The organism is Pokkaliibacter sp. MBI-7 (genome assembly GCF_029846635.1).
GTDB lineage: Bacteria > Pseudomonadota > Gammaproteobacteria > Pseudomonadales > Balneatricaceae > Pokkaliibacter.
The window spans coordinates 1,297,736-1,312,140 of the sequence record NZ_JARVTG010000001.1 but is presented as its reverse complement, the minus strand read 5'-3'; the positions used below and the strand labels follow the sequence as shown (position 1 = coordinate 1,312,140).

15 protein-coding genes are annotated in these 14,405 nt (G+C 58.8%); 8 read left to right on the top strand and 7 right to left on the bottom strand.

What is annotated here, in order from left to right; all coding sequences use genetic code 11:
* Positions 1–100: 100 nt before the first annotated feature.
* From QCD60_RS05900 to QCD60_RS05885, 4 genes are all read right to left on the bottom strand, one after another.
* The gene (locus QCD60_RS05900; protein WP_279783293.1) at positions 101–988 is read right to left on the bottom strand and encodes a YopT-type cysteine protease domain-containing protein; all 888 of its coding nucleotides are present in this window, start codon (positions 986–988) and stop codon (positions 101–103) included.
* Positions 989–1,310: 322 nt separating this feature from the next.
* Positions 1,311–2,339: a methionine synthase gene (locus QCD60_RS05895; RefSeq protein ID WP_279783291.1), complete on the bottom strand. Its 1,029-nt coding sequence runs from the start codon at positions 2,337–2,339 to the stop codon at positions 1,311–1,313.
* Positions 2,340–2,366: 27 nt separating this feature from the next.
* Positions 2,367–3,350: a DUF1852 domain-containing protein gene (locus tag QCD60_RS05890; protein ID WP_279783289.1), complete on the bottom strand. Its 984-nt coding sequence runs from the start codon at positions 3,348–3,350 to the stop codon at positions 2,367–2,369.
* A 328-nt stretch (positions 3,351–3,678) separates the two neighbouring features.
* A complete protein-coding gene (locus QCD60_RS05885; RefSeq protein WP_279783287.1) occupies positions 3,679–4,560 on the bottom strand; it encodes a LysR substrate-binding domain-containing protein in 882 nt (293 codons plus the stop codon).
* A gap of 130 nt (positions 4,561–4,690) precedes the next feature.
* On the opposite strand from QCD60_RS05885, the gene QCD60_RS05880 reads away from it, so the two are divergent.
* From QCD60_RS05880 to QCD60_RS05870, 3 genes are read left to right on the top strand one after another with little or no spacing between them, the layout of a single operon-like run.
* The gene (locus QCD60_RS05880) at positions 4,691–5,050 is read left to right on the top strand and encodes a carboxymuconolactone decarboxylase family protein (protein WP_279783285.1); all 360 of its coding nucleotides are present in this window, start codon (positions 4,691–4,693) and stop codon (positions 5,048–5,050) included.
* Positions 5,051–5,052: 2 nt separating this feature from the next.
* A complete protein-coding gene (locus QCD60_RS05875; RefSeq protein ID WP_279783283.1) occupies positions 5,053–5,469 on the top strand; it encodes a tautomerase family protein in 417 nt (138 codons plus the stop codon).
* The gene (locus QCD60_RS05870) at positions 5,466–6,041 is read left to right on the top strand and encodes a DUF4865 family protein (protein ID WP_279783281.1); all 576 of its coding nucleotides are present in this window, start codon (positions 5,466–5,468) and stop codon (positions 6,039–6,041) included. Before QCD60_RS05875 ends, QCD60_RS05870 begins: the two co-directional genes overlap by 4 nt.
* A 31-nt stretch (positions 6,042–6,072) precedes the next feature.
* Here the strand turns inward: QCD60_RS05870 and QCD60_RS05865 are convergent, their stop codons facing one another.
* Genes QCD60_RS05865 through QCD60_RS05855 form a run of 3 tightly spaced genes read right to left on the bottom strand, consistent with a single transcriptional unit; the run spans position 6,073 to position 8,355 of the window.
* Positions 6,073–6,390, bottom strand: coding sequence for a DUF3325 domain-containing protein (locus QCD60_RS05865; RefSeq protein WP_279783279.1), 318 nt, complete (start codon positions 6,388–6,390; stop codon positions 6,073–6,075).
* Between the two features lie 25 nt (positions 6,391–6,415).
* Positions 6,416–8,029 (bottom strand): PepSY-associated TM helix domain-containing protein, encoded by a 1,614-nt coding sequence (locus QCD60_RS05860; RefSeq protein WP_279783277.1) that lies wholly within the window; start codon positions 8,027–8,029, stop codon positions 6,416–6,418.
* Positions 8,026–8,355 carry a DUF3649 domain-containing protein gene (locus tag QCD60_RS05855; RefSeq protein WP_279783275.1) on the bottom strand — a complete coding sequence of 110 codons (330 nt, stop codon included), beginning with the start codon at positions 8,353–8,355 and terminating at the stop codon, positions 8,026–8,028. The genes QCD60_RS05860 and QCD60_RS05855 overlap by 4 nt, the downstream gene beginning before the upstream one ends.
* A 153-nt stretch (positions 8,356–8,508) precedes the next feature.
* On the opposite strand from QCD60_RS05855, the gene QCD60_RS05850 reads away from it, so the two are divergent.
* The 5 genes from QCD60_RS05850 (at position 8,509) to QCD60_RS05830 (ending at position 14,219) form a co-directional block, all read left to right on the top strand.
* The gene (locus QCD60_RS05850) at positions 8,509–9,222 is read left to right on the top strand and encodes a response regulator transcription factor (RefSeq protein WP_279783273.1); all 714 of its coding nucleotides are present in this window, start codon (positions 8,509–8,511) and stop codon (positions 9,220–9,222) included.
* Positions 9,219–10,562 (top strand): ATP-binding protein, encoded by a 1,344-nt coding sequence (locus tag QCD60_RS05845; protein ID WP_279783270.1) that lies wholly within the window; start codon positions 9,219–9,221, stop codon positions 10,560–10,562. The genes QCD60_RS05850 and QCD60_RS05845 overlap by 4 nt, the downstream gene beginning before the upstream one ends.
* A 177-nt stretch (positions 10,563–10,739) precedes the next feature.
* Positions 10,740–11,867: an alkene reductase gene (locus tag QCD60_RS05840; RefSeq protein ID WP_279783268.1), complete on the top strand. Its 1,128-nt coding sequence runs from the start codon at positions 10,740–10,742 to the stop codon at positions 11,865–11,867.
* 125 nt (positions 11,868–11,992) lie between these two features.
* A complete protein-coding gene (locus QCD60_RS05835; protein ID WP_279783265.1) occupies positions 11,993–13,210 on the top strand; it encodes an MFS transporter in 1,218 nt (405 codons plus the stop codon).
* A 19-nt stretch (positions 13,211–13,229) separates the two neighbouring features.
* Positions 13,230–14,219, top strand: a complete 990-nt coding sequence (locus tag QCD60_RS05830; RefSeq protein WP_279783263.1) for a LysR family transcriptional regulator — start codon at positions 13,230–13,232, stop codon at positions 14,217–14,219.
* Positions 14,220–14,405: the final 186 nt, after the last annotated feature.

Genomic DNA, 14,405 nt, shown 5'->3' with positions numbered 1-14,405 from the left:
TAACTGGTGGTTTGGAATCGAGTAATTATGGCTGCGTAAAGTAAGTCCGGTAATAAAAAGAGGGAAAAAGGAAAGGAGGTTGTTGAATTATGGATTTTGATTATTTTGCTAATCTTAGGGTATGAAGAGATCTTTCCTGAAAGATAGGTTTTGATGGGCTTTGCATTTCCGTAAGGTAAACATTGTTGCTTTTATTCGGCGTTGTATTCTCCATCAGGTTAGACATCATCGCATAAAGATATATGCGATTTTCTGCTGGGCTGCTTATAACCCCACAATTCGGATCAAAGAAATGCAAAGCATTCTGGCTGTCCCGAAAAAGCGCCGTTGCATGGTGATCCGTTAGAAGTAGTAGGCCTTGTTGTGGTCTTGGTTGCTGAATAGCCTGCTCCAGGCTCTCGGCAAAGTGCGCCATAGGGGTTATAGGAATAGTTTGACTGATCTGTGTTCTGGAAGCAGGAATCAATTGCAAGCCTAGTGCTGGTGCTACGGTTTCACTGATGGCATTAGGAGGTAACTCTGCTGGCACATTACCTTGTTCAACATGTTGTGCAGCGAGTACCTGCAGCAATGCGGCATCGTGCTCAGGGTTGAGAATTGCCTGATGGAATTCGTTATCATTTTTGCCTTGCAGCCGTTGCTTAAGCCAAACCATAGACAGCCCAAGGCATATGCCGGCATCGCGTTCCTCTGAAGGTACTGCGTTCAACACTTCCGGAAATTTCTGATAGATCAGTTTTTGAAAATTATCCTGATCGAATGGCATGCTGTAATTCAGGTTTAGCTCCTGTGCGGCACCTTGAATATGCTGATGTTTTGCTAATGTAGCCTGGGTGTATTGGTGCAATTGTTCCTGATCTATAGCGGAGCGGTGCTGAGGTATCTGAGGTTGCGTATTAGCAGATGAACGAGCTTGCCTTTGCGGATATTCGCCCTGTTGATATTCGTGCTGATGAGCGTGAGTATTGGTGCGGCGATATATATCCATACCGTTTTTTCTCAAACAATGAAGGCGTCTTATGTCATGAAAATATAGTGGCCATTGGAAATGGTAGGTTCCATGCGCCTTGATCGTGGCATGGCAGGACTTCCCGTTCGTTGTCCTGTAGTTGGGAGGTGGCTGGTAGATTCATGCCGTCATTCTGTCGCACGAGACACGCCATGATATGTGTAATCAAACAGATGGTCGCCTGTCGGGGCTACACCTTTCATAGTCCCCAGACTGACGAAATACAGTAAAGCCTGAGTCCGGGCTATCGGCTTGATAATCAAACCGATAGCCCTTTTTATGTCGTATTGTCCCGCTGAAATCAGCCCTGTAGCTCCCTGCGAACAATCTCAGCACCGGCACTCAGGGCATTCAGCTTGGCGTTGGCCACCCGGCGTGACAGTGGCGCCATACCACAGTTGGTGCAGGGGCAGAGTTTGTCGGCATCGACATACTGCAGCGCTTTGCGCAGGGTGTTGGCGACTTCCTCGGGTGTTTCGATGGTGTTGGAGGCCACGTCAATGGCGCCTACCATCACTTTCTTGCCGCGAATCAGCTCCAGCAGCTCCATGGGGACGCGGGAGTTCTGGCATTCCAGCGAGATTATGTCGATGTTGGATTTTTGTAGCTTGGGGAAGATCTCTTCGTATTGCCGCCACTCTGAACCCAGCGTCTTTTTCCAGTCGGTGTTGGCCTTGATGCCGTAGCCATAGCAGATATGGATGGCGGTCTCACACTTCAGCCCTTCAATGGCACGCTCCAGGGTGGCAATACCCCAGTCATTGACCTCATCAAAGAACACGTTAAAGGCGGGTTCATCAAACTGGATGATATCCACACCGGCCGCTTCCAGTTCTCTGGCTTCCTGATTGAGGATCCTGGCGAACTCCCATGCCAGCTTTTCGCGGCTCTTGTAGTGCGCATCATACAGCGTGTCGATCATGGTCATCGGGCCGGGCAGGGCCCATTTGATCGGCTGTTGGGTTTGCTGGCGCAAAAACCTGGCATCTTCAACAAAAACGGATTTCTGGCGACTGACCGGACCAAACACGGTAGGCACGCTGGCATCGTAGCGATTGCGAATTCTGACGGTTTCGCGCTTCTCGAAATCAACCCCGTCGAGGTGTTCGATAAAGGTGGTGACAAAGTGCTGGCGGGTCTGCTCGCCATCACTGACGATATCGATACCAGCCTGTTGCTGCTCCTGCAGCGACAAACGCAGTGCGTCCTGCTTGCCGTCAACCAGCTCCTCATCCTGCAGTTTCCAGGGAGACCACAGGGTTTCTGGCTGCGCCAGCCAGGAGGGTTTGGGCAGGCTGCCTGCGGTAGAGGTGGGTAATAATTTTTTCATTATGAATGACTCTGTGCTTTCAGGTGATCAAAGAACGTAATTGGCAGACCATTGCTCAAGCAGGGCGCGGTAAGGCTTGATGAAATACTCTTCAGTAAATTTGCCCTGCTCAACAGCCAGTTTGCTGCGTTCTTCCCGGTCATAAACAATCTGGGTTAATGAGTGATCCGAATTCTTCAGATTAGGCTGATAACGCTGCCCGGCAGAAGAGTTGGCATTGTAGATTTCAGGCCGGTAAATCTTCTGGAAAGTCTCCATCGTGCTGATGGTGCTGATCAGCTCTAGATTGGTGTAATCGTTCAGCAGATCACCAAAGAAATAGAAGGCCAGCGGTGCTGCACTGTTAGGCGGCATGAAATAACGCACCTGCAATCCCATTTTCCGGAAATACTGTTCGGTCAGTGAGGATTCATTGGGATGATATTCAAAGCCCAATACAGGATGCTGGTTTTCACTGCGATGATAGATCTTGTTATCTGACACACTGAGGCAAATCACCGGCGGCTTGTTAAAGTGCTGCTTATAAACAGCCGAGCTGACAAAACTCTTGAAGAGTTTGCCGTGCAGGTCGCCAAAGTTTTCAGGAATGCTGAATTTGGGCTGGTCCTTATTGTGATCCAGCAGCAGTACGCTGAAATCATAATCACGAACATAGGAAGAGAAGTTATTGCCCACAATACCTTCAATACGTTTGCTGGTGGTGTGATCAATAATATTGGTTTTCAGCACTTCAATAGTCGGGAACGTCTGATCCTGACCTTCCCTGTCGATATTCATATCAACCGACACTATTTCCAGTTCCACGGAATAGCGATCACCAGTGGGGTTATCCCAGTTCGCCAGCGCATTAAAGCGATTGTTGATCATCCTTAAAGCATTGCGCAGGTTCTCCTGGCGGCTGCTGCCTCTGGCCAGATTCGCGAAATTGGTCGTTATCCGTGTACTATCCGAGGGATGATAATTCTCATCGAAATTAATGCTTTTGATGCTGAAGCTAAAGTCCGTATTCATGATGATCTGCTACCCAAATTCCTAAAATAAATTCTGATCATTGTCCTTGCTCATGCCGGGAACATTATTTTTGTTCTGATCTTCCCGGTCAGAATTTTTCACAGTCGATGTGAGCGCTTCATTCACTGATGTAACTAAGCTGAACCGTGACGTTATCTGAAGTGGAGCGGTATAGCGTTAGTTATACTAGGAACCTAACATGAGCAAAACTGGTATTGTCTCATGCTCTTCGTGAGGTTTGTTCATGATGGCCGTGCGCAGAGGGCGACATACGGCGTTTCGGCACAGCAGGCAGGGCCAGACTTACCCTGCCGGTGTCATCACTGGGTCAGTTGTGCAGGGAGAACGATTCCCTCTCAAGGCTGTCCAGCAGGCAGCGCTGCAAGCACTGCACGGCCAGACTGGGCGTGGCCTCCAGCCGGTGCAGCACCAGTTCAAGCGAGGGCAAGTCCGGCAACCCCTGTGCTTTGCCCAGCAACTGCAGACCTGCCGGCATGCCTGCCCGGGTTCGTACCGTCACCCCCAGACCGGCCTGCACGGCCGCCCAGATGCCCGCCAGACTGTGACTGGTCATGACAATGCGCCAGGGAATGCCAGCCTGATCCAGTGCTGCCAGTGCCCGCTGCCGCAGCAGGCAGGGCGCCTCAAACAGAATCAGCGGCAAGGGCTGTAGCGAAGTGGTCAGGCTGTCATCGTTGCCAATCCACTGCATGGCGAAAGGCTGCAAGGTCTGGCTGTGGGGCAGTGGCTGGCCGTCGCCCCAGGCCAGCACCAGATCCAGCCGGCCGCTGCGCATGCCTGCCACCAGCCCGGCGTTACGCGCCACCTGCACTTCAATCTGTACGCCCGGATAAGCGCGGCTGAAGCGGCCCAGCGCCTGCGTCAGCAACTGCTCACCAAAGTCCTCCTGCAGACCCAGCCGCACCTGACCCTGCAGCTGCACCTGTTGCAGGGCCATCACCGCTTCGTCATTGGTGGCCAGTAGCTGGCGTGCATACGACAGCAGCACCTCGCCAGCAGGGAGTAACTCCAGGCCCCGGCCATTGCGGCGCAGCAGTGGCTGGCCCAGTTGCTCCTCCAGTTTTTTCAGCTGGGCACTGACGGCGGAGGTGGAGCGGTGCAGGGCATCGGCAGCACTGGCAAAGCTGCCCAGATCAATACCGGTGACCAGACTTCGCAGGGCGTCGAGATCCAGGGTGACTTTGCGCATGAGTGCTTACCTGATGATGGTCCTGAAAATCAGGATTATCTATTTTAAATATTCTGATTTTTTAAATTATCTTTCGGCGCTAGCCTGCTGTTGTCAACGCTGTCATCACCATTGAGAACAGGAGTGCCCCATGGAGCCGTTATCCACAGAGTCATCATCCGCCCGCAGTCAGGCAGGGCAGCAGGCCTTTGGTCAGATTGCCCCTTACTTTGCTGAACTGACTGACCGTGTGCTGTTCGATGACAACTGGCAGCGCCCGCAGCTCTGCCCGCGGGATCGCAGTCTGATTACTGTTGCGGCACTGGTGGCGATGAACCGCACGGCACAACTGCCATTTCATCTGCACCGGGCGCTGGATAACGGCGTGACCCGGCAGGAGCTGGCCGAGCTGGTCAGCCATCTGGCGTTCTATGCGGGCTGGCCCTGTGCTGCCTCTGCCGCCGTGCTGCTCGGTGAGCTGCCAGCCAGTGCCTGTCAGGGAGGGCAGTGATCATGCCGCTGAGTCGCATCACCCTGCAGGCCGGTAAGCCCGAAGCCTATCTGCAGCAGGTCTCCGACGCCCTGCATCTGGCTCTGGTGGAGTGTTTCGAGGTGCCTGCCACCGATCGCTTCCAGATCATTGAGGAGTTACCCACAGGCCGGCTGATCTTTGATCCGCACTATCTGGCCGGGGGTGAGCGTTCTGCGGATGTGCTGGTATTTCAGATCATCGCCGGTCGAGAACGCAGCGATGCCTGCCGTGAGGCGTTTTTCGCCCGTTTGTGTCGCGAGTTACAGCTGCGGCTGGGGCAACGTCCGGAGGATGTCATGGTCATCATCACCACTAACCGCGGCAGTGAATGGTCTTTCAGCCACGGGCTGTCGCTGCCTGCCATGCAGGCCCGTCAGAGCAGGGAGCATGCGTCATGATCGCCATGAACTACCGTTTCGTGCTGCCTGCCGACTACGACATGGCGGTGATCCGTCAGCGTATTGCCAGTAAAGGGCATCTGCTCGATGGTTTCCCCGAGCTGGTGTTCAAGGCCTGGCTGTATGCCGATATCCACAGTCAGACATGGCCTGCCACACAGAATGTTTATGCGCCCTTTTACCTGTGGCGGGGCAGTGGTGGCATGCGCCAGTTTCTCTGCAGCCCGGGCTTCGCTGCGTTGCAGGGCGACTTCGGGCGACCCGATGTACTGAGCTGGATTCCCCTGTATCAGCATGTCGGCACTTCAGTACAACAGGCACGCTTTGCCGTACGCGAGCTGTCGGCGATCCCGTCGTCACTGGCACTGGCCGGGCTTGAACAGCAACAGCAGCAGTGGCTCGATACGCAGCAGCAACGGGGAGCGCTGGCGAGCATCAGCGCGTTTGACCCGCAGCACTGGCAGCTGCTGCGCTTTACCCTGTGGGCTGCACCGGTGGAGCTGCAGCCGCAGCAGGAAGGGTACGAGCTGGGTTATCTGGCTCAGGGGCAGGCAGTCTCTGGGGCTGCCTGAGTGTGGGTTCCCTGTGTTCTGGCTGTTCTGATCAGCCCGGACTTTTCAGCCACAGTGAACCGCCGGCCAGTGTTTTCAGTAGCGCGGGACGATAGCTGAGCAGCAGGCCGATACAAAACACTGCCAGACTCATCCAGCCGCACCAGGCGACGGGGCCGATCACGTTGCCGTAGTGCAGGCAGCAGACGGGCAGACTGGCGGCGATCAGCAGTGCGCCAAGCCAGCGGTTGAGGGGCTGCTGGCGGGGTTGCAGGGGAGTCAGACCGATCAGTCTGGCGTTGCGGCTCATGCTGATGCACAGCAGGTTAAAGCCCAGCAGGCACAGGGCAAAGGCAAGCAGGGTAGTCATGGATTATTTCCTTTACTGCTGTGGATCAGCCGGCTGAATTCTGCGGCTGCTCTGCGTTCGTGATGCGGCTTGCCTGAGGTCTGGCAGTGGCGGGTCTGGGCTGATAGCCATGGGTTTTCTGTGCCGCATACAGATACATCCCGCCCAGCAGCAGGGCGCACAGGTCAAAGCTGGCCACCTGCCACTGCCCGGCGCTCAGGCTGTGCAGCAGCGACATGCCGCCGGTCATGCCATTCAGCACGGGCAGGGTCAGGGTCAGGGCACCGGCCAGGCTCAGCTGTTCAACCCAGGCCTGTTGGTGGGTGCGCAGCAGGGCATGCAGGTAGGTCAACCCCCAGCTGATCAGGAACAGGTTGATCTCCCAGCTTCGACGGTTTTCCAGCGTAACCGGCAGCAACCGATTGGCCCAGAAATACACCGCCAGCCCGATCAGGATGCCGGCGATGGAGCCAACGTTAAGGACTTCCAGCAGACGCAGGGCAAAAGGCTTACGCTGACCCGGGCGCAGTTTCTGGTGGTCGGTAGCCACCCACAGCACCAGCCCGCTGGCAATCACCACGCAGCCGAACAGGCCGGAAACAAACAGCAGCCAGCGCAGCACCGGCATGGCATAGACACCCAGATGCAGCCCTTCAAAGGAGAAAAACAGCTTGCTGACCCAGCTGCGGTCATCGGCTTCATCCTCGTTCAGCGGCTCACCGGTCACGCCGTTAAAGCGCAGGCGATTGGGCATGCCGCGGTTAGACAGACTGGTGCTGCCGCCCTGTGCGATTTCCACTTCTGCCTGCGCGGTATTGGGATTGCTGATACTGATGCTCTGCACACCGTTGACCGGCCACGCCGCCTGGGCTGCTGCCACCAGCTGATGCAGATCAGTCATGGGCACTACGTCGCTGCTGACGGGCTCCGGGCCGCCGCTTTCGCCACGATGACGGTGCATGGCGCCGTGCATACCGCGTTCACTGTCGCCGAACATGGCCTTCTCCACGGCGGGCAGCAGTTCGGTACCAAGCAGCAGCAGGCCGGAAAAGGTGATCATCAGGAAGAACGGCAGAATCAGCACGCCGGTGGCATTGTGGCCATCCTGCCAGGAGCGGGCGCCCTTGTTGGCGCGGAAAGTGAAGAAGTCCTTGAAGATCTGGCGGTGGATGATGATGCCGGTGATCAGTGCGACAAACATGAACAGAGTGGCGATACCGACGATCCAGTTACCGGCACGCGGCGAGAGGCCATACAACTCATAGTGGAAGCGCACAAAGAAGTTGCCACCTGCAGTCTGGCGCGGGAACAGCTCTTCGCCGGTGGCCGGGTTGAGCGCCACCCGCTGCATATCGTGGCGGCGTTCGCCATTGCCCCAGGTCAGCTGCAGGGTATCGCCCCGGCTGTCAGGCAGGTCGATGGACCAGCGCTTGGCAGCGGCAGCATGCTGTTGCAGATAGGCCAGCGCGGTGTCGATACCGTCGCTGCCCTGACTGTCGACCTGCAGTTCAGGCTGCATCCACAAGGTGATTTCACGCTGGAAGAACGACAGGGTGCCGGTGACAAACACCGCAAACAGCACCCAGCCGAGCAGCAGGCCGGTCCAGGAGTGCAGCCATGACATGGCGCGGCGGAAGTTTTGTGGCTGGTAGGCTCTCACTGTCCCGGCCCTCCCTGTACGGCCAGCAGCCACAGCGCCGAAGCGGCCGCCGCCAGCAGCATGCCGGTGGTGGCGCGGCGCAGGCGGGTGCAGCCGAAGACCCACAGCACGCAGAGTAAATGCAGCACAAAGGCCACCATGATGCCTGCCACAGCGGCGTCCAGTTGCGGCAGCGGCAGACTCAGGGCCAGTGCCGAGGCTGCCAGGGATGCCACGCCATAGCCACCCGGCAGGGCCAGTACAATGCGCAGAGCCAGGGACGGCGAGAACCGGTTTCTCAATGGGGGAGTCGCCGCTGGCGGCAGTGAGGCGGTGGTGTCAGACATAGAGCTACTCGTCACACGGTCAGGGAATACGTATCCGCCTGTGAGGTTCAGTCAGGTGGCGGACTCTTGAAAGTGAGAAGGATACGCATTTACTTGTGCGGAAGTTTGTCTAGAATTTGCGGAATTATTGCAGCCGACCCCAGACTTCCTTCCATGCATGACCCAACCCATATCCTGGTGGTGGATGACCACGCCGATATCCGTGATCCGCTGGCGGCCTACCTGCGTCGCTATGGCATGCAGGTCAGCACCGCTGCCAATGGCGAAGAGATGCGCACGCAGCTGGCCGCCCGGCGGGCTGATCTGATCATTCTCGATGTGATGATGCCTGGTGAAGATGGCCTGACCCTGTGCCGCCATGTCTATGAGCATCTGGGGATTCCGGTGATTCTACTGACGGCGGTGGCTGACAGTGCCGACCGCATTGTTGGGCTGGAGATGGGCGCCGATGACTATATCGTCAAACCCTTTGAGCCTCGTGAGCTGCTGGCCCGCATCCGGGTGATCCTGCGCCGGGTGCAGGAGCCGCGCAGCCGTCGCGGTCGGGAGCAGGCTTATACCTTCGAGCAGTGGTGCCTGAATGCCAGTCGCCACGAATTGCAGGCGCAGGATGGCGACCGGGTGGAGCTGAGCCCGGTGGAGTTCCGCCTGCTGCTGGCCTTTGTCGAACACCCCAACCGGGTGCTGAGCCGTGACCAGCTGCTGGCGCTGATCGACCGCGATAACGATCAGGTGTTTGACCGCAGCGTCGACAGCCATATCAGCCGCCTGCGCAAGAAACTGGGTGATGACAGCCGTCAGCTGCTGCGTACTGCCTGGGGCAACGGCTATTTGTTTACTGCCGCCGTGGAGCAGCGCTACCTGTGAAGCTGTTCCCGCTGCTGCGCCGCTGTCTGCCGCACACCCTGGCCAGCCAGCTGATTGCCATCCTGCTGCTGGGGGTACTGGCGGCCCATCTGCTGGCCCTGCAGCTCACGGGTAAGCAGAACGGCAGCATTCATCAGCTCGCCCTCGACACGCTGTTTGCCCGTTACACCACCACCTTTCAGGCGCTGCAGCAGTGCACTCAGGGCTGCGACCGTCAGGCGTTGCTGCAGGCTGTGAGCCGTGATGATGCCTCCTTCACCCTGCAAAGCCAGCCACCGCAGATCACCATGAGCAGTGATGAACAGGCGCTGGCGGCTGAGCTGGCAGAAGATCTGCCAGCACAAGCGGCGGTGATGGTACAGCTCGAACGGCAGCCGCGACGCACCGTGGCGACAGACCGGGAGCGTCAGCGGGTAGCGCTGGAGGTCTTTGTGGCACTGGCGGATGGTCAGTGGCTACAGGCGACGTTATGGCCTTTTGTGCGTAATTCCTGGCTGCATCACTTCCTGCCCACTCTGCTGGCCAGCGGCTTGCCGATTCTGATTCTGGTGACGCTGTTTGCCCGTCGGCTGCTGCGGCCACTGCGCGAGCTGAGCCGGGCTGCCGAGCAGCTCAGCCGGGGTGAGCCGATGGCGCTACTGGCGCAGAGCGGGCCACGCGAACTGCGCGAGCTGGCGCAGGCGTTCAACACCATGCAGGAGCGCCTGCGACGTTTTGTCTCCGACCGTACGCAGATGCTGGCGGCTATCAGCCATGACTTTCGCACGCCGATTACCTCGCTGCGGTTGCGTACCGAACTGATCGACGATGATGCGCTGCGCAGCAGTATGACGCGCACCCTCAGGGAAATGGGGCAGATGATGGATGAAACTCTGCGTTTTGCCCGTGACGACGGTGCCGGTGAAGCCACCTCGACCATCGACCTTGCGCAGCTGCTGCAGCAACTGGCAGAGGAGCGGCAGCTGCTCGGGCAGCCCATTCACTGCCTGATACCGGCTGGCCTCCGCTATCGCTGCCGGCCGCTGGTGCTGAAGCGGGCCCTGGGCAATCTGCTGGATAATGCCCGGCGCTACGGTCAGCACATCGAGCTGGCTGTGCAGCAGGAGGCTGACAGCCTGATGATCACGGTAGCCGATGATGGCCCCGGCATTGCCGCTGACTGGCTGGAGCGGGTGTTTGAGCCATTCGCCCGGCCCGATGCTGATCGTAATCGTGACAGCGGTGGCGTGGGCCTCGGGTTAGCCATAGCGCGCTCCAATATTGAAGCGCACGGCGGCACCCTGAGTCTGAGTAATCGTCCACAGGGCGGGTTGCTGGCGACGGTGATCCTGCCCGGCTGACAGCGCGTGCTCCTCTGATTAGCACGGCTGCAGGCCTCACCATTACTGGCTTTTGCGTTTTGCGCAAAGCTCATTTGTGCCGCTGGCGGATTCTGCCTGCGGCGCTGTCTCCGTACTTTATCCACAAGCCAGAGCAGCACGCTGTTCTGAACTGCATTCCTCTTGTGGAGTAAGACTATGAGCTCACTACTATTCAATCCCATCACCCTTGGCCATCTGTCGTTGCCACACCGTATCGCCATGGCACCGCTGACCCGTTCCCGTGCCGGTCAGCCCGGCAATGTGCCAACGGCCCTGAATGTGGAGTATTACCGCCAGCGTGCCAGTGCGGCGCTGATCATCAGCGAGGCCACACAGATTTCTCAGCAGGGGCAGGGCTATGCCTGGACGCCCGGCATTCACAGTGCTGAGCAGATTGCTGGCTGGCGGCAGGTGGCGGATGCCGTGCACCAGGAAGGGGGCCGCATGTTCCTGCAGCTGTGGCACACCGGCCGGGTGTCGCATCCGCAGTTCCAGCCGGAAGGGGCGCTGCCGGTAGCACCCAGTGCCCAGGCGGCGCCGGGCAAGACCTTCATTGTCGATGCGCAGGGCCGGGGGATATGGAGTGATGTGCCGGTGCCTCAGGCGCTGACCCTGGCGGGTATCGCGTCCATCATCAAGGATTATCGTCAGGCGGCGCGAAATGCGGTCGATGCCGGCATGGATGGGGTTGAGATTCACGCCGGTAATGGTTATTTGCTGGATCAGTTCATCAACTCCCGCTCCAACCTGCGTGATGACCGTTACGGCGGCAGCGTGGAGAACCGCAGCCGCCTGCTGCTGGAGGTGGTGGATGCCATTGCGGATGAGATCGGTGCCGCGCGGGTCGGCGTGCGTCTGACACCGATGGGGCGCTTTATGGGCATGGGTGACCGCTCGCCGCTGACCACCTTTGGCGTTATTGCCGATCAGCTGAGTGAGCGCGGGCTGGCCTATCTGCATCTGGTTGAGCCGGCCATGGTGGGGGTGGAGAAAGACCCGCAGCATGATCCGGCGTGGGACTACCTTATCCTCACGATGCGCACCCGCTATCGGGGCGTGCTGATACTGGCCGGTGGCTATGATCAGGCCAGTGCGGAGAAGGCGCTGGCTGAGGGGCGGGCGGATATCATCGCCTTTGGCCGGCCCTTTATCAGTAACCCGGATTTACCGCTGCGCTTTCGTCTCGGCGCAGCGCTCAACAGCAGTGATGCCAGTCTGTATTTCGGCGGCGGCGCGCAGGGCTATACCGATTACCCGCCCTTGCCGGTGGATGCCATCTGCTAAAGTCCGCTGACGTGTCTGACTGAACCTTTTATTGAATGAAGTATTTGCAGTGCTCGGGGTCTGTTGCTGCCGGTGTGGTCACGTCGACGCCAGCTGCTGCAGGTACCCCCAGCCAGGGAACGACCATGAGCAATACACCTTCCAGCCTGTCGCAGACTGCGCCAGTGACTCCCGCCCACGCGCCTCTTACTCAGGGGCTGGTGTGGCTGTTCGCCTTTTGTTGCGGCGCCATTGTCGCCAACCTTTATTATTCACAGCCCATCATCGCCCTGATTGCACCGTCGGTGGGGCTGTCTGCCGATGCCGCCAGTCTGATTGTCTCCCTGACCCAGATTGGCTATGCCCTTGGCCTGCTGTTGCTGGTGCCGCTGGGCGACCTGATCGAAAACCGCAAACTGATGATCGGCACTGCGGTGGTGTCCAGTATCAGCCTGCTGGCGGCGGCACTGACGTCACAGCCGCAGTGGTTTCTGGCCATTTCTCTGCTGGTAGGGATCAGCTCGGTCGCGGTGCAGATGCTGATCCCGATGGCCGCCCATATGGCCCCAGAGCAGAGTCGCGGGCGCATCGTCGGCAATATCATGAGTGGTCTGCTGCTGGGGATTCTGCTGGCCCGGCCGGTGTCCAGCCTGATTGCTGACCATTTTGGCTGGCGCACGGTGTATTTCACTGCGACGGCACTGATGCTGCTGATCATCGTGGTGATGGCCACGACGCTGCCACGCCATGAGCCAAGCCACCGCTCCAGCTATGGGCAGCTGCTGGGCTCACTGGGTGTGCTGCTGCGCAGTCAGCCGATTCTGCGTCAGCGCTCGCTGTATCAGGGGCTGATGTTTGCCACCTTCAGTCTGTTCTGGACCGCCGTACCGCTGGAGCTGGCGCAGAGCCACGGCCTGAGCCAGAGTGCCATCGCCGTGTTTGCCCTGATTGGTGCGGTAGGTGCTGCGTCAGCTCCCATTGCCGGACGGCTGGCCGATGCCGGGCATACCGGCAAGGCCACGACGGTGGCACTGGTGCTGGCGGTGCTGGCCATGGCGGTCGGTCTGTTGCCTCTGGGTGTATCGGTGGTAGCGCTGGCGATCACGGGCGTGCTGCTCGACTTCGCGGTGCAGATGAACATGGTGCTCGGTCAGCGTGCGATCTACGCACTGGACCCGAAAAGCCGTGCCCGTCTCAATGCTATCTACATGACCAGCATCTTTGTGGGCGGGGCGCTGGGCTCGGTATTTGCTGCTACCCTCTATCACAGTGGTGGCTGGCACACCGTAGCCATGGCAGGCACCGCGGTACCGGCACTGGCCCTGCTGGCGTTTTGCTGGCATGGTCGGCAGGCTCGTTCGTAACGCTACAGGTGGCCTGTGCATGGATAAGTTACTGGCATTGAAGATGTTTCTGGCGACGGTCGAGGCCGGGGGCTTTTCGGCCGCGGCACGCCGGCTGGATCTGGCTACCTCGTCGGTGACCCGCATGGTCAGCGCACTGGAGCAGGAGCTGGGCACGGTGCTGCTCAATCGCTCCACCCGTCAGGTGACCGTCACCGAAGCCGGTGAGGTGTATTACCAGCAGGCCCGGCGCATTCTTGATGAGCTGGCCGATGCGGATGAGCAGGTGCGAGACAGTGGCAGCGAGCCGTCCGGGCCGTTGCGGGTGTCACTGCCGACCACCCTTGGCCGCGATGTGATTGCTCCCCATCTGGGCGAGTTTATCCGGCGTTATCCGCGGCTGGAGCTGGATATCACCGTCTCCGACAGCATCAGCGATCTGCTCGGCGACAGTATTGATCTGGCCATCCGGCTGGGTGCCCCGGCGCCCATGGACGGCGTTGTCAGCCGCACCATCAGTGGCTATCAGCGCTGGGTGGTGGCCAGCCCCGCTTATCTGGCTGCCCACGGTGAGCCGCGACTGCCGGCAGATCTGCCGGATCACCGTTGCCTGCGTTTCAACTACGTGAATGCCAACAGCCGCGACCTGCGTCAGGTGTGGACCTTCCGCCGCCAGCAGGAAGAGCAGCGCATTGCCGTCAATGGCAGTTATCGCAGCAACAATGCCGAGATACTGCGGGCGGCAGTGCTGGCCGATGCCGGCATCGTACTGATATCAGACTGGCTGGTCAGTGCCGATGTGGCGGCAGGGCGCCTGCAGCGGCTGTTTGCCGACTATGAGGTCAATCCCAACAATGCCCGCTCGCAGGTGTCGGCGCTCTATCTGCCCAACCAGCGTGGCTCACTGCGTATCAACGCCTTTATCGATTTCTTTATTACGGCCCTGCAGCGCCTGCGTCAGCAGGTGGAGCCGTATCAGGCCGCTGACCCGTATCAGATAGCTGACCCGTATCAGGTAGCTGAAAAGTAGCGGCGAACACTGGCCCGCAGAGGTGTGGCCGAGGTCCAGCAGAGTGAGATGTACTCCCGATAATATGGCCCAGTGCGGAAGGCTGTTCTTGGTCCTTAAGCACTGAGCCATATCGCAGGATGATGGGCGCAACAGCAGGCGAGGCCATAAGCCGGACCTGAACGCTTCCCCCATCACTCAGAGCGA

Bases quoted from the DNA above. Each gene is read 5' to 3' on its own strand.
- QCD60_RS05890 (WP_279783289.1), bottom strand. From the start codon at position 3,350: ATGAATACGGACTTTAGCTTCAGCATCAAAAGCATTAATTTCGATGAG.
- QCD60_RS05850 (WP_279783273.1), top strand. From the start codon at position 8,509: ATGCATGACCCAACCCATATCCTGGTGGTGGATGACCACGCCGATATC.
- QCD60_RS05900 (WP_279783293.1), bottom strand. From the start codon at position 988: ATGGATATATATCGCCGCACCAATACTCACGCTCATCAGCACGAATAT.
- QCD60_RS05875 (WP_279783283.1), top strand. From the start codon at position 5,053: ATGCCGCTGAGTCGCATCACCCTGCAGGCCGGTAAGCCCGAAGCCTAT.
- QCD60_RS05855 (WP_279783275.1), bottom strand. From the start codon at position 8,355: ATGTCTGACACCACCGCCTCACTGCCGCCAGCGGCGACTCCCCCATTG.
- QCD60_RS05895 (WP_279783291.1), bottom strand. From the start codon at position 2,339: ATGAAAAAATTATTACCCACCTCTACCGCAGGCAGCCTGCCCAAACCC.
- QCD60_RS05885 (WP_279783287.1), bottom strand. From the start codon at position 4,560: ATGCGCAAAGTCACCCTGGATCTCGACGCCCTGCGAAGTCTGGTCACC.
- QCD60_RS05870 (WP_279783281.1), top strand. From the start codon at position 5,466: ATGATCGCCATGAACTACCGTTTCGTGCTGCCTGCCGACTACGACATG.
- QCD60_RS05830 (WP_279783263.1), top strand. From the start codon at position 13,230: ATGGATAAGTTACTGGCATTGAAGATGTTTCTGGCGACGGTCGAGGCC.
- QCD60_RS05840 (WP_279783268.1), top strand. From the start codon at position 10,740: ATGAGCTCACTACTATTCAATCCCATCACCCTTGGCCATCTGTCGTTG.
- QCD60_RS05835 (WP_279783265.1), top strand. From the start codon at position 11,993: ATGAGCAATACACCTTCCAGCCTGTCGCAGACTGCGCCAGTGACTCCC.
- QCD60_RS05880 (WP_279783285.1), top strand. From the start codon at position 4,691: ATGGAGCCGTTATCCACAGAGTCATCATCCGCCCGCAGTCAGGCAGGG.
- QCD60_RS05865 (WP_279783279.1), bottom strand. From the start codon at position 6,390: ATGACTACCCTGCTTGCCTTTGCCCTGTGCCTGCTGGGCTTTAACCTG.